The organism is Pseudoalteromonas sp. GB43, from assembly GCF_054923805.1.
Map to the genome: position 1 here is coordinate 354,904 of NZ_JBPCHJ010000001.1, position 25,235 is coordinate 380,138.

The window sequence follows — 25,235 nt, forward strand, 5'->3', positions numbered from 1 at the left end:
CAAAGTCTGAATTTACTGGAGCCTTATGATCCCAGCTAAAAAGTTATTAAATACCCTTACTGAACATTGGGGGGTGTTAGAACTGCTATTTAAACGTTTTAAGATGGCTGATTTCAGCTTGAAAGACGTACAAAATGCGATAAAACAAAAGCAGCCTTCATGGTCAAACGAACGCATTTATAAAGAAACAAATCGTTTATTGAATCAAGATATTATCATTCCACTGGCAAAATCATCACAGTTAGAAATAAACCGCGCGATCGCCGATTTTGCGACTTTCTTGCTACAAGAAGAGCACTTAGGTCTTGCTCAAGAGATTAGCGTGCTCGTTGATGACTTAGCTCGCCTTGGTAATCGCCTTGCTAAAGCGGGTGAAATTGAAGATTACGACGAGCTTCGCCGCTTTAGCCGCATTATGGATGATCGGGTACGCAAAATAATGAAATTGTTTGCCCACAATGAAAACGCAATTTTAAATATTGTTGAGCAAGCAAAAGCAGACAACGCGGTGCAATCACTGCAAAAACGCTATCAGGCTGTAATTGAAGCGTTCGATGAATACATCGAGCCTATGCTGGAAATGGTTGATATTCGAGGTGACTTCCACGCTTGCTTTAATACCATCGAAGCGCAAATTAGCGCGCAAATACAGCAAATTGACCGCCTTGGTAAGTCATACCAAGACAAACGCATGCTTGAACAATTACGTACTCGTATTCTAGAAATGCATTTAGTTGGCCGTGAAAGTTTACGTAAAAGCGCCGATATGTTGATGCCACTGCGTGAAGAGTTACGCCGTAACAACCTAATTACGCGTCAAGCGGCTAAAGTGCTTGGTTTAGTGCGTAAAAATGGCGTCGATAACATGTTAAGTGCAGTACAGCCTAACTTTGTCTCAGACGCGCAACGTTTTTCACTTGGTCAGCAACGTCATATTGTGGCCTATATGGCAGGCTTAGTTGACTTTGAGCACGATGAATATCAACTACCTGAACATGATGATGTGCCCGCCTACCAAAGCCCACATATTCCTGATTACAACGACGTTAAAACACAATTTAGAAAACGCTTTAAAAAAGCCAGCAAAAAAGCTCAGCCGCTGCTTAGTTTCTTAGATGAAAGTTACCCAGATTTAGAAGCTGACGAAATGCTGTTCTTGTATCAAAAATTGATTAGCGATGGCGACCTTGAAATCAGCCAAAGCCAAGAGAAAGTAAAAATAAAAATTGCCCAGCAACACTTCTCTCTTTATCCATTTAACTCATCGATTGCTGACGATAAAAAAGCAACAGAGCAATAACCATGACAGATATTAATTTAGATGATTTAACGCATCTGCAAGCTATTAATAAAAAGCTCACATCAGGCTACCACATTAGCGAACAAGACACGCTGATGTGGCAAGAGCTTGATCAACACATTGATGCTTATCGCGCGTTATTTAACGCCCTTGGCCATGACCTGCAACACGATAGCCGTGGCTTTTACTATTTTGGTAGCGACGAAAGCACCCCAAATATGGGTAAAATTTCGCGTGCCATCGCACTGACTATCTACATCTTGATTGAGCACTATGCCAATACCGGTAAAGATCCAATGCGTGCCTTGTTTGACGAAGTAAACGACCTTGAACTAATGCAAACCTTAGTGCAAATCAACAAGCATTTGTTTGATCAATTAGAAATCTTCTCAGGCTCAGATTTACGCAAAGACGTTTACCTACGTATGGTGCGTTTAGGTCTGGCTCGCGAAGTAGAAAATGGCTTTATGCTGCAAGCACCTATTTATCGTTATATCGATGCATTGATGGAAGTAAACGAAGAAACCTACCTAGGAGATGACGAATAATGCAAAGCCAAAGCCTTTACGGACTCAGCAAACTTGCGCTTTTAAATACCGCAGGCTATGCAAAATGCGTGATCCCACTGGATAAAAGTAGCTCTATTTGTGCACCGAATAATACCGGTAAAAGCTCGGTAATTAATGCCCTGCAATTTCCACTGATTAATGATTTGCGTTTAACAGAATGGGATGGCCACGATTTAGACGAAACCCGAAAATTCTACTTTTCGTCAGATCAATCCTATATTTTACTCGAAGCTGACCTGCCTAATGGTCCTGTGGTGATTGGTGTTGCCGGCCTAGGTAAAATAGCCGGTTACGCGCATCAGTTTTTTTGCTACCCAGGTAAGTTGAACCTTGAACACTACACGCAAGGCAAAACTATTGTAAAATTCACCAAGCTTTTTAATCACTTAAAAGAGCAAGGTTTCAATCCAATTGAATTAAAAGCGCAAGAGCTAAACGCCCTACTCACTGGCGGCGCAACCCCATTTGATGGCGATATCAACTTAAAGATGATCCCCCTCAATAACGTGCAAGACTCAGCGATTTACAAAGAAATTTTCCGCCGTATCCTTAACTTGCATAAGTTAGGTGCCAGTGATGTTAAACGCTTTATGCTACGTGTATTTGAGCGCCATATGTCAAACTCACGGGTTGATTTTTATGAAGTATGGCGACGTTCATTTGATAAAGTGAATCGCGCTAAACGTGAATTAAAAGCCCTTGAGTCAATGCAAGAGCCAATTGCAGCTCTTGAATCTATGCTTGAAAACCAAACGGTTTTAAAAGGTAAGCTTGCTGCCTATGCGCCAAAAATTGACCAAGCACTGATTGACTTTGAAACCTATCAACAAGAGCAACTCTCTGAGCTAAATATTGCCCTTGAAGATATCGAACACGAAAAGCACGAGTTCGAACAAAAGCAGCAGCTGTATATTCAGCAATCCCGTGATATTGAACGTAAACAAACTCAAATTGAACAATGGTTTTTAGACTATCGAGCGCTTAAATCTGAGTTTGAATTGGTTAATAAAGCCACCCTAAAAGTAAGCCTTACGCAGCTTAAACAAGATTATGAATCGCTATCGCATTCATTAAGCAGTGCCCAAGGTCAAAGCTTACACACGCTTGATTACCGTATTAGCGAAACACAAAAGCAAATTAAGAGCTTAAAATTACAGCTGAAGAACCTTGAGTTCAATTTATTCACCCGTATGCGTGAAGATTTATCTTTGAAAGAAGTTGAAGAGATTTCGCGTATTCTGAACCCAGATATCTTATCGTTTGCCACCACCAGCAATGGTGATGTTGAGATCACAGACGAAGATGCCTTTGGGGAGTTCTTAGAGCAGTTATCGGCTAACGTGAAAGGCGGTGTACTGACTCTGCCAGGTGCGACGATTAAACTTAAAAAGCTAAGCCCAGTGCAAATGCAAACTGGCGAAAATAAAGAGCAATTAACTGCGCAACTTGCTGCTCTTGAAAACTCACTGAAAGAGTTTAAACAACAGCGCGAAGTCGCCGCAAATGTCGCCGAAAAGCAAAAAGAAAAAGATGCCTTGTATGATGAGTTAATGGCCTCAGAAGAAGCATTAAAACGTTTTGAACAATTTGAAGTGATGCAGCAATCTGTCGATGCACAAACCCTGCTAAAAGAGCAGTTAAATGCAGAACGCGAACAAGTTGACGACTACCTGCAAGACATTCAAAAAAATAGTGGCTCAATCAGCGATTGTCGTTCGATTATCAAATCGAAAAAAGATCTGCTTGCCCGCCAAGCTGACCGTTTACGCCAAGTTAAATCTGAACGTATCGATCACACGCTTGATTTTTACTCAGGCAAAGTCACTCCATATATGATTGAAATCAGTATTGATTTTGATAACTTAAGTGACCTCATTCATCACTTTAACAAAGACTGCCAAGAGCTACGTAACTTTGATATCAACGTACGTAACACCTATATGCATATTTATAATGCGGGTATTACTAAATTTGATAACGAAAACGATGAGTTTACTAAATACGAAAAGCTTATTAGCGCGTTTCATAACATCGATAACGAGCGCGATGCGGTTGAACGTCAAGGTCCAGTTGCGTTAACCGAAGTAGCCGCCACCATTAAGGGCTTGCGCGAAGACTTAGACCGCCTACGCCGGGAAATGAACAGCTTTAATAAAGGCATTAGTCAGCATCGGATCTCTAACCTTCAAGCATTCAAAATTAATGTTATTCCGCGCAAGATGTTAGTTGATAGCATTGATACTATTATTAGTACCTCAAATCAGTTTGAGCAAGGCGATACCCTAGACCTATTAAGCCAAGAGCCTTATAGCGAGTCTGCGGTAAACGAAGCGAAAGATCATTTGATTAAGCTTGCCTCTGAAAAAGCCGGTTTAACACTGACCGACTTATTTGATATTCGTTTTGAAGTAGTAAACCGTGCTGGTGAAACTGAGCACTTCGAAAAAATTGACTCAGCCGGCTCTAACGGTACCCGTATCACCATTAAGCTACTTTGTGGCATGCTGTTTATTCGTTACTTATTAAGCGACCAAGAACAAAACTTGTATCGTATTCCAATTTATATCGATGAAGCAGCCGATATCGACCCACAAAACCAAAAAGCAATTATCGAAACCGCGCTTAGCTTTGGCTTTGTGCCGATTTTTGCCTCAGTTAAACCACAAGTTAGCTGTGATTACATCGTCCCTATTCGTACTGTTAAAGATGGTGCTCAAAACTGGGTGGATGAAAAAGACTGGATAGAAGTGGAACACACTGCTTAATTACAAACTATTACAGTACTTTTTTATAAATGTGCCATAGTTTTTAAATAATCATTCAGTTGAGTATTTTTTGTGTTATGTTATCAATCAAGTAGTGGAAATTTTGCCAAGGAGCAAACAATATGAAGAACTTATTAATCGCGACGGCTGTACTATTTTTAGCAGCCTGTGCTAAAACGCCTGATTGGGATTACGACAAATCAGCCGATTTTAGTAATTATAAAACCTTCTCTTGGGTACCGAATGCCAGCTTGACTAAAAATGTATCGAACTACCAAATTAGTCCTTTAATGGAAAAACGGGTTCGTGAAGCCGTTAATGCTGAACTTGAAAAAAGCGGTATGAAGCTAGTTGATTTAGCACAAGCAGATGTGCTGATTAACTACCATGCCTCTGTTGATACTAAAATTGATGTAGATACCTTCAACGTAGGTTACGGTGCACGCTGGAATTACTGGGGTATGGGTTATAACACGCAAACAACTGCTCGCGAATACGAAGTGGGTACGTTAATTTTAGACGTGGTAGACCGTGCTTCTAACCAATTAGTTTGGCGTGGTGCGAAAGAAGGTCGTTTGCAAAAGAACCAATCACCTGAAAAGCGCACTGAAGTTATCAAAGAGACTGTTGCTAACATTCTAAGTAACTTCCCACCAAAACCTCAGCAATAAGCCTTTTACATAATTTTGAAAAGCTCACAAATTGTGAGCTTTTTTGTTTGTGAAGATCAAAGTTTGCTATGATGCTTTAACTTAAATAACTCTAAATGGAATTAGGGGTCTTAGAGAAAAGATCCAAAAAGGAATAAAATGAAATTAACTTGCCCAAACTGTAAAACCATAATTGCGACTAAAGATATAAAAAAGGTTAATACAAACAGCCTCTTCATTGAAAATCAATGCCCTTCTTGTCAAGCATGGTTTTGCTTAAATAAAACACAGACGATTTTAAAAATTTCCGGTATTTCTCTATTGTTAATAACTAGTTTGCTTAATATTTTTAATATTAAAGCTGAATATAGCCTAGCTTTTTCGGTCATTGGATTTATGGGTATTTTTGTTGCTCTCATCATTACTTTCTTTGGTAAATATGATGCGGTTAAAAATAAAAAATCAAACTGAAACACACATCTTTTTTAAATAATAAATAGACACAGCTCTTATTGCACAACCGCGCCTTAGCGCGGTTTTTTTGTTACCAGCTGAAATCTGGTTGGAGTGGTATAACTCAGTGATTCAGATACAATACCTGCAATTTCCAGTGTGCTCTTAACGGTCACTGCAACGAGTTAATCAAAATAATAGAGAGTTTTAGATGGTACGCGCAGTACAGCTTACACTTCCCGCATTATTCGTCACTTGCTCAGTGCTAGCAGAAGACACCAACAATATTGAACAAATCACCGTTGAAGTTTCTGCAACCGCAAATAAAGAGCCTGTCGGTACCTTTGATGCGCCGGTATCAAACTTAGAATATGACCCACGTGTCGATTTACAATCACGTAACATGGCTGAAGCACAAGCTGATGTCACCATTCGCGGTGGTATTTTCGAAAATACTGGCTTTCGTGTTGGTAGCAGTACATTATTCGACCCGCAATCTGGTCACTACTTTGCTGAAATTCCGATTGCACCACAAATGCTAACAGGCCCTTCAGTGCTTACAGGTGCTGATAATGCCCTTTATGGTATGAATAGCTCGGTTGGTACGGTTTCATTTGGCTGGCGCCCTATCACGAGTACCGGTAGTGTTTCACTTGGCACAGGTACGAATGGCTTTAATTTGCAAAGTATTCATGCTGCTCATAGCCAAAAGCTTGATAGCAAACCTGATTTGCGATTAGGTTTTGAAGGGGAATACTCTCACTCAAAAAGTGATGGCTCAATTGATAATGGCGACCACGACTTTGAACGTGCCTCAGCACGCGTTCAAATTGCAAGCGATACCTCGCAAACTGATTTAATGTTCGGACGCCAAGAGAAGTTTTTTGGTTGGCCAAACCTTTACACGCCATTTAATTTTAACGAAACCGAAGATCTTGAAACCAAGCTTTTCATGCTCAATCACAAACAAGTGTATGGTGAGAGCAATACCTTTGAAGTAACTGGTTATTATCGTAAACATAACGACCATTACGTATTGTCTCGTGAAAACCCAGCTATTTTTGAAGCGTTTCACGAAACCACGGTTAAGTCATTGGCACTCTCTGGACGTCACCGTTTAAATGACCGCTATGCTATTAATTATGCAGGGCAATTTATTGCTGATGAAATTGAATCAACGTCTCTTGAAAACAACTTTACGTCACGCAATTACACTAAGCTAAGTATCTTGCCTGAGTACAAGACAGCCCTTACAGCGAACAAAGAGCTTACTGTACGTATTGGTGCAGCATTTGATAATACTAACCATGATAGCTCAGCTACCTCATTGATTGCCGATGCCAGCCTTAAAGTAGCTAATCATAATGGCGGTGAACATACTTGGTATGCATCATACGCAGAAGCAACACAAGTTCCCGGTTATACCGCCATCGGCGGCAGCGAAACGGGCGGATTATTCAGAAGTAACTACAGCCTTGAGCGCGAAACAACCGATAACCTTGAGCTAGGTTTACTGATTGAACAGTCTTCGTGGCGTTTAGATTCAGCTATTTTCTACCGTAAAGATAAAAACCTGACAGATTGGACATATCGCTTTGATGCAACCTCAGCTCGTTTTGCCAACCCGGTTGATATAGACACCTTAGGCGTTGAGTTTTTAGCGAATAAATCGTTTGAAAGCACTGAGTTGATTGCCAGCTACACCTACTTAGAAAAGTCAGAAGACTATGGCGCGGCAGATATTGATGCGAGCTTTTATGCGCTTAACTACCCTGATCACCGTGTAACACTGGGTGCAGTATGGCAACCAATGGATGTGCTTGAGCTACGTATCGATAACGAATGGCGTAAGCAACATAGTAACCGCTTACGTAACTCTGATGATGAAGCCTTCTTCACGCAGTTAACGCTAAAATTCACCCCAGCTCAGCTTGATAATGTGTTTGTTACCTTTGCAGCTGACAACATTTGGGATGAATCTTTCGAAGAAGTCCCGGGTACCCCTGGTCGCGGCGAGCAATATACTCTTAGCGCTACTTATACGTGGTAAATGAAATACCTCTTACACCCTTATTCGTAGGAGGTATTCATATTTAGCAACTATTTAGTTAGTTTGATATGTAAATGATCATTATGGACATTATTATAAGTAACTTTGTAATTGGACCAAGGCGAAAGCCCTAAGTCTAATACCTTGCCAGAAGCATCTAGCTTTCCTGTTTCTATCAGAGTTGATCCAACCTGATGACAAGTTAATTCCAGCCTGATGCATACTGTATCCTTTTGTGTAATAAAGTTTAATAACTGAACTTAATTGTGCTAATTCTTCTAAACCGGCTCTTGATTTTGTTACCCACAACCTAACTTGATCAATGGAGTATGCATCTCCATTTAATGCATTAATTACATATTTTTCTAGTAATTGATAATTAGCCCGAGCTTTTCCTCTTATATCTAATCTACCACCTATCATATTATGAAATAAAAATGCATCAATATCAGTGCCAACTTTATGGGTCTTATGGCCGATATACCTTCCGTGCTCTCCTGATATGTCATTTATTTCAGGTACTAAGTTTCCATATGATTGTAGCCAATTGATGGTATTATATGATGACCAACCATCTCCACCAGCGTCACGTACACCAAACCTTGGTGTAATACTGTCAACTTTCCATAATGGCTGAAAAATTTTTGAATAATATATTTCACTTTGAATTATAACACTTGGATTTATTTCATTTTCTGCTTCTGCAAAAAATTTATACTTAAATTCACTAAAAAATGTTGTATCACTAAGCTGGGAAACAAAATCAGTTAATTTTAATCCTTCAACAGTATCTCCAACTTGTGTGAAATTACTCCCAGAAAAGACACTTTGCATTTCTGTTTCATCAGGTAAAACCAATATAACATCTAAGTTTGATAGCTTATATCCCTCTGGTATTTCTAGCTCTATATCGACTGACTTGTGATAATAGTTAGCATCACCAGATTTCGGTATGCTAAAAAAATCACTAGTATCTTCAGAATTTTTCGTAGCTTTTTTATTTCTTTTTAATTGTAAATTTCTTACTCTAATATATGGTGAGTCATAAGCCAAATTAGCAGCAACGTACGTATTTCTCTTTGAGTCACCTACATTTTTTGTTTCTATATAAAGTGAAACGGGAAAGTTATCATATTTTGCATAACTTTCAACATCAACCGTATACCTATAAAATGCCACACCTTGACTATCCCAAGTAGGAAAATCGTTATAAATAGAGTTGACTTCAGAAATATATTCATATAAAACCCCTGACAAATAAGAATAAACATAAACAGCAACCGTATCATTGTAGGCACTTTGCTTTTTCACATAATAAGGGTATTCTTGAGTATACAAATATTGATTTACAGTTAATTTCTTTGAGCCCTGAGGTACTAATAGCTCCAATGAATCTGAAACTACTAAATTTTCTTCCGAGCTATTCACTTGAATTGTTTCACTTTCATTCGATGCATTGCTACTTTTTACATTCTCACTTTCTTCTTTAAGAGGCTCACTATGAGAGCACTTAAATAAATATCCGCGCTCAATGAAATTCCTCCCACATAAATCAACAGACTGTTCGAAGTCACTTCTTTCATAATAATTTTTATCTTTTTCAAAATCTAATAAATCATTTTCACTAGATAGTGTGTTTGGCATAGTAAAAAAAGGGACTTTTTCTCTAATATCTACATCCGTTAGTAAGTTAACGTCTATATTGCTATGCTCATAGTCTGTTGTAATTGTTCCTACTGAAAAATACTTCTTACCATCATGCACTGCCTCTGTTGAAAACGACCAATTACCAAAAGATAATTTTATACTAAAAGAACCTGACTCATCAGTAATGACCTTTTTTACTAACTTTTTATTATTTAATAAATAAGAGAATTCGATTTCAACATTAGCAACAGATACATTGCTATTAGATGGTGGTGGGTTCAGCTTTCCACCTAATAAAAAAGCGTCCATATAGAAATTAATTTCACCATAATAATCTACATCCACCTCTTTACCTCTAGCAGAAACCATTAAAGTGAGTTCGCCAAATATAGTCCTTGATCTAAAAAATGATTTAAACTCATCGAAAGACTTAGGTGTAAGTATGCCATCCACAACATGGAAATAATGTGATATATCAACAGATGGTTGTTTTTCTAGATTTATTTCTCTACCGTCAACTCTGGCTAACTCAATGATAAAGGAGGGATTTTCATCTATATCTATCGGTAATTCATTATGTGAGAACGAAATATCAAAACTCGAAAAGTTTTTATCTATCGTATTTTCTGTAATACTGGAGACAGACATATTTGCCCACTCAGCATAGCCATGATTTTCATTAAGGGGAATATACACTGAATTAGTTTGGTAGTTTTCTTCAGTTAAAGTCACCTCACCAAATGAAGATACTTTACCAATTAACGAAATTGTATTTTTTATAGTTGGGTCAACATTGAGTGTGATATTAACCGTATCAACCATTTCACCGACAAAATCACCATTAATGAAAACAAGCATATCATCAAAAAGGCTTTCTGAATCATCTATTGAGTCCCCATAATAGCCATTGTTATAGCCCATAGTTACTTCCATATTTATCTTTTCAGTAACTTTGGGTATTTCTTCCAAATAATTACTATGAATAAAGGCAGGTTTACTATCGTACCATACCTCCCCCCAACTATTATTTTCATTAACTAGTATCCATGTCGAACCCTCTGGAGCTTTCCCTAACCTTTCACTATACTTAGAAGGTTCAGAACGAACATTCACAGCGTCAGTTTTAGTATTATAAATTTTTACACAAGATAACTCGGCATTTTCTAAGTAGCCATTTTTATAAGACCATCTTAGTTGTCCATCATACCAAAAGTTAATCCATCCATTTTCCTCATTTACAACGTTGTAACTTTGCCCTACTTCCAAATAACCAACTTTCGTAGAAAACTTATTTGCCTGTTCTCTTACATTTACATTCTTTACTACTTTAACAGGATCACATTCACTTGCTTTAGTTTCATTAATATGAAAAAAAACAATGAATATAAATACTATTATCCAATAAATTTTAAACATAACCTTTCCTTAAAATCATTCCCTAAATTACAAATATCAATCAAAAAAGCTTTAAAGGCAAAATAAAAAAAATAAACCATATAAAGTGTTTAACTTTCCTAGAAGTTAAACACTTAAGTATTAAGAGGTGAGGATTAAGAAAATATTAGGAGTATAGTATGTGTAAACATTGAGCTAAAAAGTATTTATATTATAAACTAAGTCATCTGCTCAAGCTCGGTAATTAAATACAACGCTTGCTCATTTGTCGTGCCGCACACATCAATAGTGGCAGAAAAGTCACTACACACCTTAGGCCTTGATTCATCACCAAATAATTTACATAGGTTATTATCATCAAGCTGAATACAGCGCTCTCCCGCTGCTTTCCCATTGGGCATTCCTGGGATCGGTGAGCTAATACTGGGTGCAATACAACAGGCGCCACAGCCTAATCTGCATGCCATTTTATCTGTCATTGAGTACCTCTTATAGAACCTTTGTAGCGCCTTTGTAATATGTGTAATGGTTTGTTACATCTTCAAACGCCTTGTAAACACTTTATTGCGTATGCTTAGCCTATCAAATTTATTTTTAATTACCGTCAACCGTGAGGGACTATCCCGTGGCTAGTAAAAAACAAATCATTCTCCCTATCGCCGTATTAGTCGGCGGACTTGGAATGGCATTCGCATTTGCCTCAATGAAGCAACCGCCAGTAGAAAAACCAGAACAAGATCTGCGCCCGCTTGTATCAATCAAACCGTTAAGCTTTGACGCCATTACCCTCGATGTAAAATCATACGGTATCGTTAAACCTAAAAACCAAACTGAGCTTGTTGCGCAAGTAAGTGGTCAGGTTGTGTCGTTATCAGATCAATTCGTACAAGGTGGATTTGTTAAGCAAGGCGACATTCTAGCACGTATTGACCCAAATGATTACGAAGCAGCACTCATTGAAGCTGAAGCAGGACTAGCCCAAGCAAGCTCTGCACTTGAGATAGAACGTGCACAGGTGTCAGTTGCGCAAGCTGAGTGGGACCGCATCAAAGGTGACTCAAACCAAGTTATCCCTTCTGAGCTTTATTTACGTAAACCACAACTTGCTGAAAAACTTGCAAGTTATCGTGCTGCGCAAGCGAGTGTAAAACGCGCAAAACGTAATCTTGAGCGCACATATATTAAAGCGCCTTACAATGCGATTATCGACGAACGCCTGATTAGTCTAGGTAGTGTGGTAAACCCAGGTAACAGCTTTGGTAGTCTGAGCTCAACGTCACTGGCTGAAATTCGTTTACCTGTTGCTGATAAAGATCTGCAATACCTAAATAACCAAGGAATTGGTGCAAGCGTATCAATTAATGCTGAATTTGCAGGTAAACAAACAACATGGCAAGCAACTATCGTACGTAGCGAAGGAGTTGTAGACCAACGTAGCCGCATGAATTACTTAGTAGCACAAGTAGCAACGCCTTATGAGCAAAAGCAGCCATTACGTTTTGGCTCATACATTAACGCCACTATCGAAGTCAGAGCGTTAGACAACGCGATTGTTGTTCCGCACCATTTAGTTAAAGATAAAAAAGTCGCTGTTTTACAAGATGGCGAAACGCTTACTTTTAAAACACTTAACATCGTTCGCGAACAAAATGGCATGGTGATCGCCGATAATGGCCTTGCTAACGGTGAGCAACTGATTACCTCGGCACTTGAATACCCAACTGAAGGCATGGCGGTCAAGTTAGATGACGCAACACTGAATGTGCCAACAACGCAGTTAGCGTTAAAAGAGGAATAAGCCATGACCACGCACAGAGAAAAAGGGCTTATTGCCTGGTTTGCTCGCAACCCAGTTGCTGCAAACTTACTTATGATTTTCATTTTAGTGGGTGGCTTATTGACGGCAATGTCGGTGCGTAAGCAAATGTTCCCACAATTTGAGAGTAACTGGATCAGTATTCAAGCTGTCTACCCAGGGGCTGCGCCGCAAGAGGTAGAAGAAGGCATCACCATTAAGGTCGAAGAGTCTTTAGAAGGCCTCGAAGGCATTAAACGTTTAATTACCTATTCGAACCGTGGTTTTTCACAAGCTTGGATCGAAATCGAAGAGAAGTACGACCCGCAGGAAGTACTCGATGAAATCAAGATGCAGGTTGATTCAATCAATACCTTCCCTGCTGAGATGGAACGCCCAATTGTTCGCCGCGAAAAGTTTGAGCAAGAAGTGATGATACTCGCGCTGTATGGCGATATGAGTAACTACCAGCTCAAAGAACTTGGTAACGACATAAAAGATGAGCTACAAGCTTTACCACAAATTAACTTAGTCAACTTTTACAGTGGCTTAAACTACGAAATTGGCATCGAAATTAGCCCAGATAAGCTACGTGAGTATGGTTTAACTTTCCGTGATATTGCCACAGCCGTTCGCAGCTTTTCTGCCAATATGTCTGCAGGTCAAATTCGCTCTGAAAATGGCTACATTTCAATGCGTGTTGAAAACCAAGCATATCGTGGTAAAGAGTTCGAAAATCTGCCTTTATTACACTTACCAGATGGCGCTCAAGTTTTCTTAGGTGATGTAGCAACAATTAACGACGGCTTTGAAGAAGGCTTACAATACTCTAAGTACAACGGTAAAAACTCACTGACTTTTGAAGTAAATGCTTCGAAAGATCAAGACATCACTAAAGTTGCTGCGGTATTAAAAAAATACCTAGCAGATAAAGCACCACAGTTACCAGCAGGTGTAAAACTATCACCGATTGTTGATTTAACTTACTACCTTGAAGGTCGTCTAAACATGATGATCGACAACATGATTTGGGGTGGTATTTTAGTGATGGTGGTACTGGCGCTATTTTTACCACTACGCTTAGCGTTTTGGGTAATGATGGGCTTACCTGTGTCATTCCTAGGCGCATTTTTAATGATGCCACTGGGCTTTATTGATATCACGGTTAACTTAGCTTCTTTATTCGCATTTATACTGGTGCTCGGGATAGTCGTTGATGATGCTATTGTCGTCGGTGAGTCAGCCAGTGCTGAAATTGAAAAGCACGGTCATAGCCTAGATAACGTAGTACGCGGCGTAAAACGCGTTGCTATTCCTGCAACCTTTGGGGTGTTAACCACAATTGCAGCATTTTTACCACAAACACTGGCATCCGGTCCTGGCTCTGCGTTTTCTAAAGCCATTGGTGGTGTAATTATCCTATGTTTAATTTTCTCACTAATTGAGTCAAAACTAATTTTACCGGCTCACTTAGCGGCAATGAAAAATAAACCTGCGAACCCTAAAAATCCACTACATCGCTTACGTTTAGGTATGGATAAAGGCCTCAAGAACTTTGTTGATAATTACTACACACCATTTATTGGCCGCTGTATTCATTACCGTTACACCGTGATTGTTGGCTTTATCTGTGTACTTATTGTTAGTGGCGGTATGTTCGCTGGTGGCTTAGTGAAATTTGTTGCGAACCCTAAAATTCCACATGATTTCCCACGTATCTCAGTAGAAATGAACTTATCTTCGTCTGAGCAAGCAACCCTTGAGACAGCGCAAACAATTGAAAAGCTGATTTTAGATGTCGATAAACAACTTGAAGAGCAATATGGTCAAGCAATGATCCGCGATTTATCGGTTAGTTTACGCGGTCGAACAAGTGCACGCATTATGGCGATTTTGGTTGAACCAGACTTACGCCCTATTGATACCTTCCAATTAAGTGCAATGTGGCGTGAGCAAATGCCACCACTGCCAGGTGTGAAAACGCTGAATATTGAAGACAGTATCATGAATGGCGGCCGTGATGACGGTGATGTGAGCTTTCGCTTAGAAGGCAAAGATATCAATAAGCTCAAAGAAGTGGCTGCTAAGTTAAAAGAAAAGCTAAATAGCATGCAAGGCGTAGGCGATGTAAATGACTCACTACAATCTGCAACTGACGAGGTTCAACTTGAACTTAAACCACTTGCTTACAGCTTAGGGTTAACCCTTTCAGATGTGGCATCACAAGTTAGTTTTAGCTATTACGGCCTAGAAGCACAACGTATTTTACGTGACGGTGAAGAGATCAAAGTAATGATCCGCTACCCTCGTGAATCGCGTAACGCAGTAAGTGACATCACAGATGCGCGTATCATCACGCCAACGGGTGTTGAAGTACCGCTTGCTGAAGTTGCTAAAGTTAACATTGTAGATGGTGTAAACCGTATTCGCCGTGAGAACGCTAAACGTACTGTAAACGTTTGGGCTGCGGTTAATACTGACCAAGCTGAACCATTTGCCATTGCAAAAGAAATTCGTGACGAATACTTACCTAGCCTACTGAAAAGCTACCCAGGTGTAGAAAGTAATGTAGCCGGTCGTATTCAAGAAGAAATGGACAGTGTTGCAGAACAAGTACGTGACTTTGCTTTATCAATGATGATTATCTTTGCGTTACTTGCTATTCCACTACGCTCGTACTCACAGCCATTTATCATCATGTCGGTTATTCCATTCGGTGTCATTGGTGCAATGTTTGGCCACATGATCTTAGGTATGACAATGAGTAGCCTATCAGTATTCGGTATCATCGCTGTTGCAGGTGTTGTCGTAAACGACTCGCTAGTGATGGTCGACTTTGTCAATAAAGCCCGCGCCGAAGGTGTTGCAATCAAAGAAGCTGTAATGCAAGCCGGTGCGCGTCGTTTTAGAGCAATATTACTGACCTCGATTACAACCTTTATTGGTGTATTACCAATCATTATGGAAACAAGCTTACAAGCAAAAATCGTTATCCCAATGGCTGTATCTCTAGCATTCGGGGTGTTATTTGCAACGGTCATTACGCTTATTTTAATCCCTTGTCAGTACGTCGCGTTAGAAGACTTCAAACGCTTAATTGGCAAGCTAAGAGGTAAAAAAGCAGAGCCAGAAGCAAAATTACAAACAACCAGTAATTAAACCCCTCTCAAAATCCCAACCGAGCGCTTGGCAAGCTTATTTGCCAAGCGTTTTTTATTTAAAAATATGTTCCTATAAATCCTGTTGTTTTGCTAAGCTTAAATGAGCAAAAAAGATACAATTAAAAAATAACTAAATACGTTATAAGGACATAGCTATGAAAATTCTGCACTACACAGCTTTGCTCAGTTGTTTATCAATTTGTATGCCAGTGCTTGCTGAGAACCAATACTTGCAACAACAGCTTGAACCTATTCTGATTGGTGAATCTCACAATATGGAAGGACAACAAATCCATTCCCCTGAAATGACTGTTGCCACCTATAAAGCAAATAGTTTTGAACGAGTATGGGATGACAACAAATATGCCAAACAAGCGCTCAATTTAATTGCGCAAGCAGAACTTGAAGGGCTATCTCCTAACGACTATCACTTTGATACATTAATGGCGCTGGCCAACGAAATAGAGAAACGCGGAGCAGATGCCGTCGAAGCCCAGTTTGATGTACTGATGACAGATGCCGTGATGACCTATGCAAAACACCTAATACGCGGAAAGGTAAACCCAAAACAATTGGCAGCCACATGGAACTATGAACAGTTTGATGTTAGCCCAGATGCTGCATCAACCTCATTACTTAAACATGTAAAATCAAAAAGCCTTGATAAAGGACTTGAAAACCTAAAGCCTGTTTTGCCTCATTATAAGCGTTTAAAAGACGCCCTTGTGTTTTATCGAGAGCTTGATGCCACTGGCGAGTTACCTGACTTCGCACTGCAAAATAAGGTATTAAAACCCGGACAATCAGACTCAGCAGTACCGCTTTTAAGACAAAAGTTAAAACGACTAAAGTATTTTGACGGCAGTAACAGTAATGCCACTGATTATAACGATGAGCTAGTCGCAGCAGTTAAACGCTTTCAAAATGCCCATCAAGTTGCTGATGATGGTGTGATTGGCAATGCGACGTTAAAACTACTCAACAAAGATTACAGTGAGTACGTTAATGATATTTTAGTAAACCTAGAGCGCATTCGTTGGGTTGATAACACGCTCACAGAGCGCTTCTTAGTGGTAAATATCGCAGGCTACTTGCTGTACTTGTTTGAAGACAACAAATTGAAATGGCAAACCAACGTAGTTGTAGGCAGAAACTACACCAAAACCCCAATTTTTAAAGGGCAAATGAGTTATATCGTGATGAATCCAACGTGGACAGTACCGCGGAGTATTTCAGGTGGCATCATCAAAAAAATGAAAGAAAACCCAAACTACTTAACCGAGAAAGACTTTGTTGTGGTTGATAGTCGCCGTAACCCAGTTGATAGCAAGAGTATTGATTGGCCGAATGCTAGCCGCAAAAACTTCCCGTATTGGTTTGTACAACAGCCTTCAGAGAATAATTCATTAGGGCAAATCAAGTTTATGTTCCCAAATAAATACTCAATCTATTTGCACGATACCCCTGCAAAAAGTTTATTCCAGCAAGACCAACGTGCATTTAGCCACGGCTGTGTAAGAGTTGATGACCCATTCACCTTAGCTGAGAAAATCTTAGAAATCTCGGATAATTGGAGCCGTAGTGAAATTGATGACGCCATTGCAGCGAAAGAAACTAAAAAAGTCAGCTTATCAAAACCGCTGGATGTACTTTTAATGTATTGGACCGTTGCGGGTAACGACGAGGGCCTACAATTTTATACCGACGTTTATAATCGTGATGGCGCATTATTAAAAGCTCTCACCACGCCATTAGCAAACAATACAATTTAGAGGTCACTATGTATTTCAGCCGTATTATTTTTAGTGTGTGCTTAGCGTTAACTACATGTTCTGTTGCTGCCATTGAATTAACTGACTCGCTGCACAGCCTTGTACTTGATGCAAAACAAGTGCTAACACTTGATAACACGGCTGATTTTGCTCCAACTGCAGTTTCAGATGTTGAGACAGAGCGATTAGGGCCAAATAGCATTGCCGTTTATGCCCCAGAAAATGCAGGGTTTTATAGCCTAGTACTGACTAACAACAAAACGAGCAAACGCTTACTCGTTATAGTGAAAAAACCATTCAATGCTAACAATAAGCAATTGAATAGTTATCAAATAGGCCTCTACCCTGCCCCTTATAAAGGCTATACACAATACAGTGCACCAAACGGGTTTATAGAAATTTTTGAGAAAGACTTATCACGCCAGCTGACTCCTCATGTGCAAGTTAAAAATGTAATTTGTAAGCAAGTGAGTGGCTTTCCAAAATACCTTTATGTCAACAACGATGGCTTGTTGATGCTCGAAGATCTGCTCTCGTTTGTACAAAATGAAGGGATTAAAGTCAGCAAATTTACCTTTATCAGCGGCTATAGAACACCCCACTACAATCGCTCAATTGGTAATGGCAAACATAGCCGACACCAATACGGCGATGCCTTCGACCTATATGTAGACGAAGATGGTGATGGCCGAATGGACGATTTAAACGGTGATGGCAAACTAACGATTGCTGATGTTGATGTGCTTTATAAAGTGTTTGAAAAGTTCCAAAAACAGAGTCGCTATAATGGCGGTATCGGTCGCTATAAACCCGCCTCCCACCACGGTGGTTTTGTTCACATAGATAACCGAGGATTTACCGCTAGGTGGTAATACAATCCTCGTACAACCCTTGTTCAAATATTATCCGATTGCATTATTGCTGCTTGATTGGTAAGTTGTTGTGATTAATGGAAGTACTACAATAACAACAAAGGGAATTATGCGCTTTATCCTCTGCATTTTTTATATTTTAGTCCTTAGTGGTTGCCAAAGTTTTATTGCTTATCAAATCACACAGCCCGCTCAAGAAATACCATTTGACGGTATGGAATACATGGTCATGCCTTCAGGAGCTCCACAGAATACATGTATCGAAGATAAGCAATGCTTAGATTTTAGGTTGTTTTCTCAAGATGATTCCAAAGAGTATTTTAAAAATAATCAATCATTAGATATTTATTTTGAATTAAAGTCGAAAGGTGTCACTGAAACGTTTGAGACAACCTTAATCCCTATAAATGGCGCTAGAAAATTAAACGATTCAGCAATTGTCGTATTCCCAGGTTACGGTGTGAGTAGTGTGATCTATGGCTTGCAAGCTCGTTGGCTTAGCCATTTTACAGGCAAAGATGTCATCCTAATGCCTGCGAGCAATCAGTATAGTGAATTCAAATTTGGCCTAAACAGTCTTGATGTATTAAAGCATTATTTAAATACCAATCAATACCAACAAATTGATATTTTAAGTTATTCAATGGGCAGTATTGCTGCTATGCAACTTGCAAAGCAGATGTCTAATGTAAAGCAACAGATAATGGTTGCACCAATGGTGCATTTTGACACTGCATTAATGTCCGTAGCTAAAAATTATCACCCCACCTTAAGCTACTTTGTCAAAGATAATGATTTTAAAAACGCAGCAAAAGATGTAATTCAAGACAGTGCTATTGATGAAACACAGCTTGATTTAATCGCCCTACTGAACGGCAAACAATCAGCTAATAGAACCACACTCTATGTCAGTAACGCTGACCCAATAAGCCCCGCTAGTTATTGGCAAGCACTTCAAAATAAGAGTGTATCCATAGTGCATTACAGTAATTTAGACCACACCAGAATGGTCAGCCTTATCAATCAAGCCATGCGCAATGAAGTTTTACATCAATTAATGTAACCAACAAATAACAAGGAAAGCAATGAACATATTCTTTAATAAACTAAGGTTGCTTGTAGTTTTTTATTTAGTCGCAATTTCAAGCCTCGCACATAGCCAAAACATGCAAGCAGAGATGGCTGACTTTATTAATGGCTTTCATAACTTTAAGCAGTTTAATGGCAATGTGTTAGTTGCAAAGGGTGGAAAAGTACTGTTTGAACAAAGCGTTGGCTATGCCAACTTTGAATGGGATATAAAACATAGTAATAAAAGTAAATTTAGAATTGGTTCAATTACCAAACAGTTTACCGCCATGTTAATTCTGCAATTGGCACAAGATGGTAAACTCAAACTCGATGATCACCTTGCAACATACCTCCCTGATTACAGACAAGATATAGCCACTAAAATTACCATTCGGCAAATACTTAATCACACCTCTGGTCTTGGTAATTATACTCAAGCAAAATCGTTTCGTGATGAGTACAGCCGAAACCCTTACAGTGTTGATGAATTTATTCGCTTATTATGTAGTGATGATCTAGTGTTCGAGCCTGGCACTGAGTTTCGTTATAGCAACTCTGGCTATTTTATTTTGGGTGCGGTAATCGAAAAGGTAACAGGTCAGAAATATCAAGACGTATTGCAGAAGAATATTTTAGATCCACTCGATATGAAGAATACAGGCTATGATTCTCACAATAAAATCATTAAATTTCGCGTATCGGGTTACGACAATGGTTTAGCAGGTTATAGCAATACTGATTATTTAGATATGTCTATCCCGTATGCTGCTGGGTCAATGTATTCAACAGCACGAGATTTACTAAAATGGGATCACGCTCTCTACACAGATAAGTTATTGAACAACGAATATAAAAAACAGATGTATCAAGTTTCTGAGCAAAGAAATTATGCGCTTGGCTGGGAAGTTACAAACCTTGATAAAAGCACCTACGGAAAACCCCTAACACGTATCCAACATGGCGGTGGTATTAATGGTTTTAATGCATTTATAAGTAGAATAATCGAAGACAAATTACTGGTTATTATTTTAAATAACACCGGTGGTGCGCCACTCACACCCATGACTAATGGCTTACTTGCAATCTACTATGGCAAACCCTACGAAAAAGCGACAGAGCATGCAGATAGTAAACTTTATAACGCATTTAAACGTGAAGGTATTGCAGGGTTAAAGAATACCTATCAGCAAATGGTGAGTGAGGGTAATACGCCTAGAGAAAGGTCGCTAAACTACTTTGGCTATGAATTAATGCAGATGGATGAGCTAGACGCCGCAATCACGGTGTTTGAACTCAACAATCAATCTTATCCAGATTCAGCAAATACGTTTGACAGTTTAGGTGAAGCATATTTAGCAGCTGGTGATAAACAAAAAGCATTAGCAAGTTACAAAAGTGCGCTAAAACTTAATCCTGACAGTGAAAGTGCTAAACACGCTATTGAGAAATTACAATAAATAAAGGCCACAAGAGTGGCCTTATTTTTTACTTACGGCTTAACGCTTTTAGCAAGCCTGTTTTTGCGTTGCTTGGATATAGGCAACTAAATCTTCAATCGATACAACAGGCATGTTGTGCTCACTGGCAAACTTGCTTACTTCAGGCAAGCGAGCCATTGAACCATCTGGATTCGTTAATTCACAAATAACACCAAACGGTGTTAAACCCGCTAACAGCATTAAATCAACAGATGCCTCGGTATGGCCACGGCGCACTAATACACCACCCGTTTGTGCTCGCAGCCCAAACACATGTCCTGGACGAGACAAATCTTCAGGCTTTGCATTGTCAGCTGTTGCCGCTTTAATGGTGGTTACACGATCAGTTGCTGAAACGCCAGTTGTCACGCCCGTTTTAGCTTCAATGGTCACTGTGTAAGCTGTTTTGTTCTGGCTGGTGTTATGTTCAACCATTTGTGGTAAATCAAGCTGTTTAACACGCTCATCGCCCATACAAAGACACACAATACCGCTGCCTTCACGGATCATCATGGCCATTTGCTCTGTGGTCAGGTGCTGTGCTGAATACACAAAATCACCTTCGTTTTCACGGTTTTCGTCATCTACTACAAGTACGCCTTCACCTTGCTGCAAGGCAGCAATAGCACGTTCAACGCGTTCAAGTGGTTCGCCAAATTGGCTAAGTAAAGAAGACTGAATCATCATTTTTAATACCTATTAAATTAAATATGAAAAGATTCAGGACATTGAAAGGCACAGCAAAAAAGACCACCCGCAGGCAGCCAATTACTGTTTTATAGATAAACTATATTCTCTTTCATCCGGACTATCACCGTCGGCTCTGGCCTCTCACCAGATCTGCTGACCTCTAACCAAAGTTAAAGCGCTCGCGGGCTCACATAATTTCAAAGTATACCGCCGGTGGGGAATTTCACCCCGCCCTGAGAATGTTGCTTAATCAATAAGATGAATAAGCCAAGCTATTCTATACCTAAAGTAATTAGTTATCGAGTACCCGCTTATCTAATATGCCTTTTTCAATCAGTTGATTGAGGATCGCCTTGGTTTTTTCTCGGCATATATCACGCACTAGACGAACCGCGGGTGTAATGGACTGTCGACTTGGGCATATTAGCCAAAGCTCAGCACATAAGTGAGGATAATTTTGCATCACGGGCACTACCCGCCCACTTAGTAAATCATCACTGATATCAATACATGATTTAACCGCTAGGCCTTTACCAGCCACGCACCAACGCCTTACCAAATCACCATCATTAGATGCTCGGCGGCCTTGCATTTTCGCCTTAAAACGCTCGGTTCCATCGGTAAATTCCCAGACATTATTGATGATATCTTGTAGTTGATAAAACAGGCCTTGATGCTGATTTAATTCATCGGGATGTGTCGGCGCGCCATGTTCGGCAATGTACTCCGAGGTTGCACATAACAGCCGCGGAACATTACAAATTTTAAAGCCATACAAATTTGAGTCGGATGGCGAGCCATACCTAAGGGCAAAATCAACGGAGTCTCGGTAAAAGTCGACATTACTATCGCTAATATGCGGGCGCATACTCAGCTTTGGATACTCATCAAGTAGCTCATCTAACCATGGGATAATGATGTTGCGGCCTAAATCTGAAGATAATGCGACTCTTAGTTCTCCTTCAATTTCATCATGCTCACCTTTTAACGCGAGTGTGGCTTGGTCTAGCATGAGCACTGCTTGCTGACACTGAGGTAAAAAGCGCTCCCCTGCCGCAGATAAACGCAAATGACGAGTAGTTCTAACAAATAACTCAGCCCCCAGCGCTGCTTCAACACGTTTAATTGCCGCACTGGCGGTAGCAGCTCGCATGTCTAATTTGGCTGCCGCGGTTGTAATACTGCGAAACTCAGCCACCTTGAGGATTAACTTAAGATCTTCAACCAGCATATTAACTAAAAATTTTTGATAATGTTTATTCGATTATGCGCTTTATCGTAAAGTATGCAAGGCGTAAACTGCACCTAATTGTTATACATGCGGGAGCAAATCATGACACACCCAATCATTTCTGACTTACAACGCCGTTATACTAGTAAACGTTACGACGCTTCAAAACAAATTAGCCAAGCAGACTTAGCTGTAATTTTAGAAGCATTACGTTTATCGCCATCGTCTATTAATTCTCAACCATGGAAGTTTGTGGTCATTGAATCAGAGCAAGGTAAACAGCGTCTGCATGATAGTTTTGCAAATAAGTTTCAGTTTAACCAAGTTCATGCAAAAGCGGCATCACACACCATTTTATTTGCTTATAACCCAAGCTATAAACGTGCTGATTATGAAAAAGTAATTGATGCCGATATTGCTAATGGCAGTACAAAAGCTGAAAACAAAGAGCAAGCATTTGGTGCCTTCGCCTTTGTTGATTTAAATACAGATGAGCAAGGTGATAACGCTGCTTGGACTAAAGCGCAAACCTACATTGCCTTAGGCAATACTATGCACACAGTGGCTCGTTTAGGCTTAGATTCAACACCGATGGAAGGTGTCGATAAAGACTTACTCGGAGAGCTTTTTGCTGATGAATTAGGCGGTTATGTATGTGAAGTGGCACTCGCTATTGGTTATCACGAGCCAGAGCAAGACTATAATGCTGCATTACCAAAATCGCGTTTAGATAAAGATGCGGTAATTAAGATTGTTTAACAAACCTTAATAGTTACGCCTTTTAATGTAGGCGTAACTTAGAATGGCTATTATAAATGAGCCTATAAGCTTTTAATCAGATAGAAACTGCCTATACACTTTTTCATCCAAGCCTAAATTAGGGCAAACCAAGGTTTTATCCTTCACCTTTGATAATGATAGTGTTTCATTATTAACAATAACAGCTTGATATTCTAGTGAACAGTTATCTTCTTTTGTTACGGACCATCTCGACAGCTTATCTAACGGTGATGGTGCTCCAGAAATAATATAAACCTCTGTTTCACCGTATTTTTTAAAATTCAATAAATTATCATGAACTTTCACTAAACTGCATGGAGTAATTAACCCCAGTTTTTTTTCTGTGTTATTTAACTTCACTGTACAACTTTCAGAATTTACATAAAGAGCACTTTTCGCAGTTGAACAGGACAAAAGTAATATCATGCCAAGCAATAATAATTTTACTTTCACACTAATATCTCCCAAAACCAAACTTGGTCACCTAGTTCTAGCCAATCAGAGCTTCCTTTAATTACATATTGTCTTCACAACCACATTACTCGCCATACCTTCACACAAATCTGCAGTTATTGTGGCAACAGCACCATTAATTAATGCTAAATTAGGGGCTACGTGGCCAATGTCGGCATCAACAATAACTGGGAACAAATTGCCTTTAAATGCGAGCTCTATTGCTTGGTATTCATCAAAGTAGCAGTCGTTATTAATTGCAGGGCTGCGGCCAAATACCACCGCATTTACATCAGTAAAAACATCATTCAACTTTAACGATAACAAACAACGTGCAAGAGCCATCGGACTAAGCTCTGCATTTTCTAGGTATAAAATTAACCCCTCAGGCGCATACTGCTTTTTAAATTCATGCAATGCATAATAATTAGAGGGTAACAACAGACCTAAGGTATCTAAACAGCCGCCAATTAAGCGACCAGACACTTCAATTTGGCGTTTATCTTTATAGTTAATACAGCGCCATTGGCTAGGAGCAGTATAGTCAAATTGAGCCTCAGGCTTAGCTTTATAATCAATTTGCTTTTGCTGATAAAAAGGCGAAGCAACTTGATGCAATTGCTGTTTTTCTTCAAGTGACATGGCACTGAATATATTTGCTAAATAAACATCGGGATCGTCAGGGTGAATTTGCATTAAATTCGCAGCGTGCAAGGTTGCCCAGCCACAACGAGTGGTTAATGCACATGCAAACGTGCTGATATCTGAAAAGCCAACCAACCATTTAGGTTTTGCTTTGCTTATCGCATTAAAATCGAGAAGCGGTAAAATTTCCATGGTGAGATCGCCCCCCCATGGCGGCATGATGGCTGCGATTGAATCATCAGTTAAATACTGCATGAGCTCATCAGCACGTTGCTTTGCACTATTGTGTGACTGACGTAAGCAGGCACCTTCAATAACAATAAAACCTTTGGCTGTTAAGCCATTAAGTACTATGTCTAAGCGCTCATGAAAGGCTTTATCAACACCTGATGAAAAAGCACATATGGCTATTTTATCACCTTGAACAAGTGGTTTAGGATACTGAATTTTCGCCATTA

Annotated in this window: 19 protein-coding genes and 1 riboswitch; of the genes, 13 read left to right on the plus strand and 6 right to left on the minus strand. The window is 39.6% G+C overall.

The window, feature by feature from the left end; translation table 11 throughout:
* Positions 1-25 precede the first annotated feature (25 nt).
* From ACRWSG_RS01645 to ACRWSG_RS01670, 6 genes are all read left to right on the plus strand, one after another.
* On the plus strand, positions 26-1,300 hold the full coding sequence (locus ACRWSG_RS01645; protein ID WP_462165440.1) for a hypothetical protein: 1,275 nt from the start codon (positions 26-28) through the stop codon (positions 1,298-1,300).
* Between the two features lie 2 nt (positions 1,301-1,302).
* The gene (locus ACRWSG_RS01650; RefSeq protein ID WP_063705788.1) at positions 1,303-1,848 is read left to right on the plus strand and encodes a condensin complex protein MksE; all 546 of its coding nucleotides are present in this window, start codon (positions 1,303-1,305) and stop codon (positions 1,846-1,848) included.
* Entirely contained in the window at positions 1,848-4,634 is a 2,787-nt protein-coding gene (locus ACRWSG_RS01655; RefSeq protein ID WP_462165441.1) for an AAA family ATPase, read from the plus strand. The genes ACRWSG_RS01650 and ACRWSG_RS01655 overlap by 1 nt, the downstream gene beginning before the upstream one ends.
* A 122-nt stretch (positions 4,635-4,756) precedes the next feature.
* Entirely contained in the window at positions 4,757-5,305 is a 549-nt protein-coding gene (locus tag ACRWSG_RS01660; protein ID WP_054551495.1) for a DUF4136 domain-containing protein, read from the plus strand.
* Positions 5,306-5,443: 138 nt separating this feature from the next.
* A complete protein-coding gene (locus ACRWSG_RS01665) occupies positions 5,444-5,755 on the plus strand; it encodes a hypothetical protein (RefSeq protein WP_138615947.1) in 312 nt (103 codons plus the stop codon).
* 193 nt (positions 5,756-5,948) lie between these two features.
* On the plus strand, positions 5,949-7,787 hold the full coding sequence (locus tag ACRWSG_RS01670) for a TonB-dependent receptor plug domain-containing protein (protein ID WP_462165442.1): 1,839 nt from the start codon (positions 5,949-5,951) through the stop codon (positions 7,785-7,787).
* A 93-nt stretch (positions 7,788-7,880) separates the two neighbouring features.
* Here ACRWSG_RS01670 and ACRWSG_RS01675 read toward each other — a convergent pair whose 3' ends face one another.
* Both ACRWSG_RS01675 and ACRWSG_RS01680 read right to left on the minus strand, forming a co-directional pair.
* Entirely contained in the window at positions 7,881-10,850 is a 2,970-nt protein-coding gene (locus ACRWSG_RS01675) for a hypothetical protein (RefSeq protein WP_462165444.1), read from the minus strand.
* Between the two features lie 197 nt (positions 10,851-11,047).
* Positions 11,048-11,296 (minus strand): YkgJ family cysteine cluster protein, encoded by a 249-nt coding sequence (locus tag ACRWSG_RS01680; protein ID WP_054562006.1) that lies wholly within the window; start codon positions 11,294-11,296, stop codon positions 11,048-11,050.
* A 158-nt stretch (positions 11,297-11,454) separates the two neighbouring features.
* Here ACRWSG_RS01680 and ACRWSG_RS01685 point away from each other — a divergent pair, with 158 nt between their 5' ends.
* The 6 genes from ACRWSG_RS01685 (at position 11,455) to ACRWSG_RS01710 (ending at position 20,957) form a co-directional block, all read left to right on the plus strand.
* The gene (locus ACRWSG_RS01685) at positions 11,455-12,627 is read left to right on the plus strand and encodes an efflux RND transporter periplasmic adaptor subunit (RefSeq protein WP_462165445.1); all 1,173 of its coding nucleotides are present in this window, start codon (positions 11,455-11,457) and stop codon (positions 12,625-12,627) included.
* A 3-nt stretch (positions 12,628-12,630) separates the two neighbouring features.
* Positions 12,631-15,783, plus strand: coding sequence for an efflux RND transporter permease subunit (locus tag ACRWSG_RS01690; protein WP_055020813.1), 3,153 nt, complete (start codon positions 12,631-12,633; stop codon positions 15,781-15,783).
* 157 nt (positions 15,784-15,940) lie between these two features.
* Positions 15,941-17,557, plus strand: coding sequence for a L,D-transpeptidase family protein (locus tag ACRWSG_RS01695; protein WP_462165446.1), 1,617 nt, complete (start codon positions 15,941-15,943; stop codon positions 17,555-17,557).
* Positions 17,558-17,565: 8 nt separating this feature from the next.
* Positions 17,566-18,429, plus strand: coding sequence for a D-Ala-D-Ala carboxypeptidase family metallohydrolase (locus ACRWSG_RS01700; protein WP_462165447.1), 864 nt, complete (start codon positions 17,566-17,568; stop codon positions 18,427-18,429).
* Between the two features lie 70 nt (positions 18,430-18,499).
* On the plus strand, positions 18,500-19,492 hold the full coding sequence (locus tag ACRWSG_RS01705; protein ID WP_462165448.1) for an alpha/beta hydrolase family protein: 993 nt from the start codon (positions 18,500-18,502) through the stop codon (positions 19,490-19,492).
* Positions 19,493-19,514: 22 nt separating this feature from the next.
* On the plus strand, positions 19,515-20,957 hold the full coding sequence (locus ACRWSG_RS01710; RefSeq protein ID WP_462165449.1) for a serine hydrolase domain-containing protein: 1,443 nt from the start codon (positions 19,515-19,517) through the stop codon (positions 20,955-20,957).
* Positions 20,958-21,005: 48 nt separating this feature from the next.
* Here ACRWSG_RS01710 and ribB read toward each other — a convergent pair whose 3' ends face one another.
* Both ribB and ACRWSG_RS01720 read right to left on the minus strand, forming a co-directional pair.
* Positions 21,006-21,659, minus strand: a complete 654-nt coding sequence (gene ribB, locus ACRWSG_RS01715) for a 3,4-dihydroxy-2-butanone-4-phosphate synthase (RefSeq protein ID WP_138616028.1) — start codon at positions 21,657-21,659, stop codon at positions 21,006-21,008.
* A gap of 106 nt (positions 21,660-21,765) precedes the next feature.
* Positions 21,766-21,913, minus strand: a riboswitch (FMN riboswitch).
* Positions 21,914-21,960: 47 nt separating this feature from the next.
* Positions 21,961-22,899: a LysR family transcriptional regulator gene (locus ACRWSG_RS01720; RefSeq protein WP_462165450.1), complete on the minus strand. Its 939-nt coding sequence runs from the start codon at positions 22,897-22,899 to the stop codon at positions 21,961-21,963.
* Between the two features lie 102 nt (positions 22,900-23,001).
* Between ACRWSG_RS01720 and ACRWSG_RS01725 the strand changes: the two genes are divergently transcribed.
* Positions 23,002-23,658 carry a nitroreductase family protein gene (locus ACRWSG_RS01725; protein ID WP_462165451.1) on the plus strand — a complete coding sequence of 219 codons (657 nt, stop codon included), beginning with the start codon at positions 23,002-23,004 and terminating at the stop codon, positions 23,656-23,658.
* 72 nt (positions 23,659-23,730) lie between these two features.
* Here ACRWSG_RS01725 and ACRWSG_RS01730 read toward each other — a convergent pair whose 3' ends face one another.
* Both ACRWSG_RS01730 and ACRWSG_RS01735 read right to left on the minus strand, forming a co-directional pair.
* Positions 23,731-24,132 carry a hypothetical protein gene (locus ACRWSG_RS01730; RefSeq protein WP_152967105.1) on the minus strand — a complete coding sequence of 134 codons (402 nt, stop codon included), beginning with the start codon at positions 24,130-24,132 and terminating at the stop codon, positions 23,731-23,733.
* Between the two features lie 57 nt (positions 24,133-24,189).
* Positions 24,190-25,233: a S66 family peptidase gene (locus tag ACRWSG_RS01735; RefSeq protein ID WP_138600478.1), complete on the minus strand. Its 1,044-nt coding sequence runs from the start codon at positions 25,231-25,233 to the stop codon at positions 24,190-24,192.
* Positions 25,234-25,235: the final 2 nt, after the last annotated feature.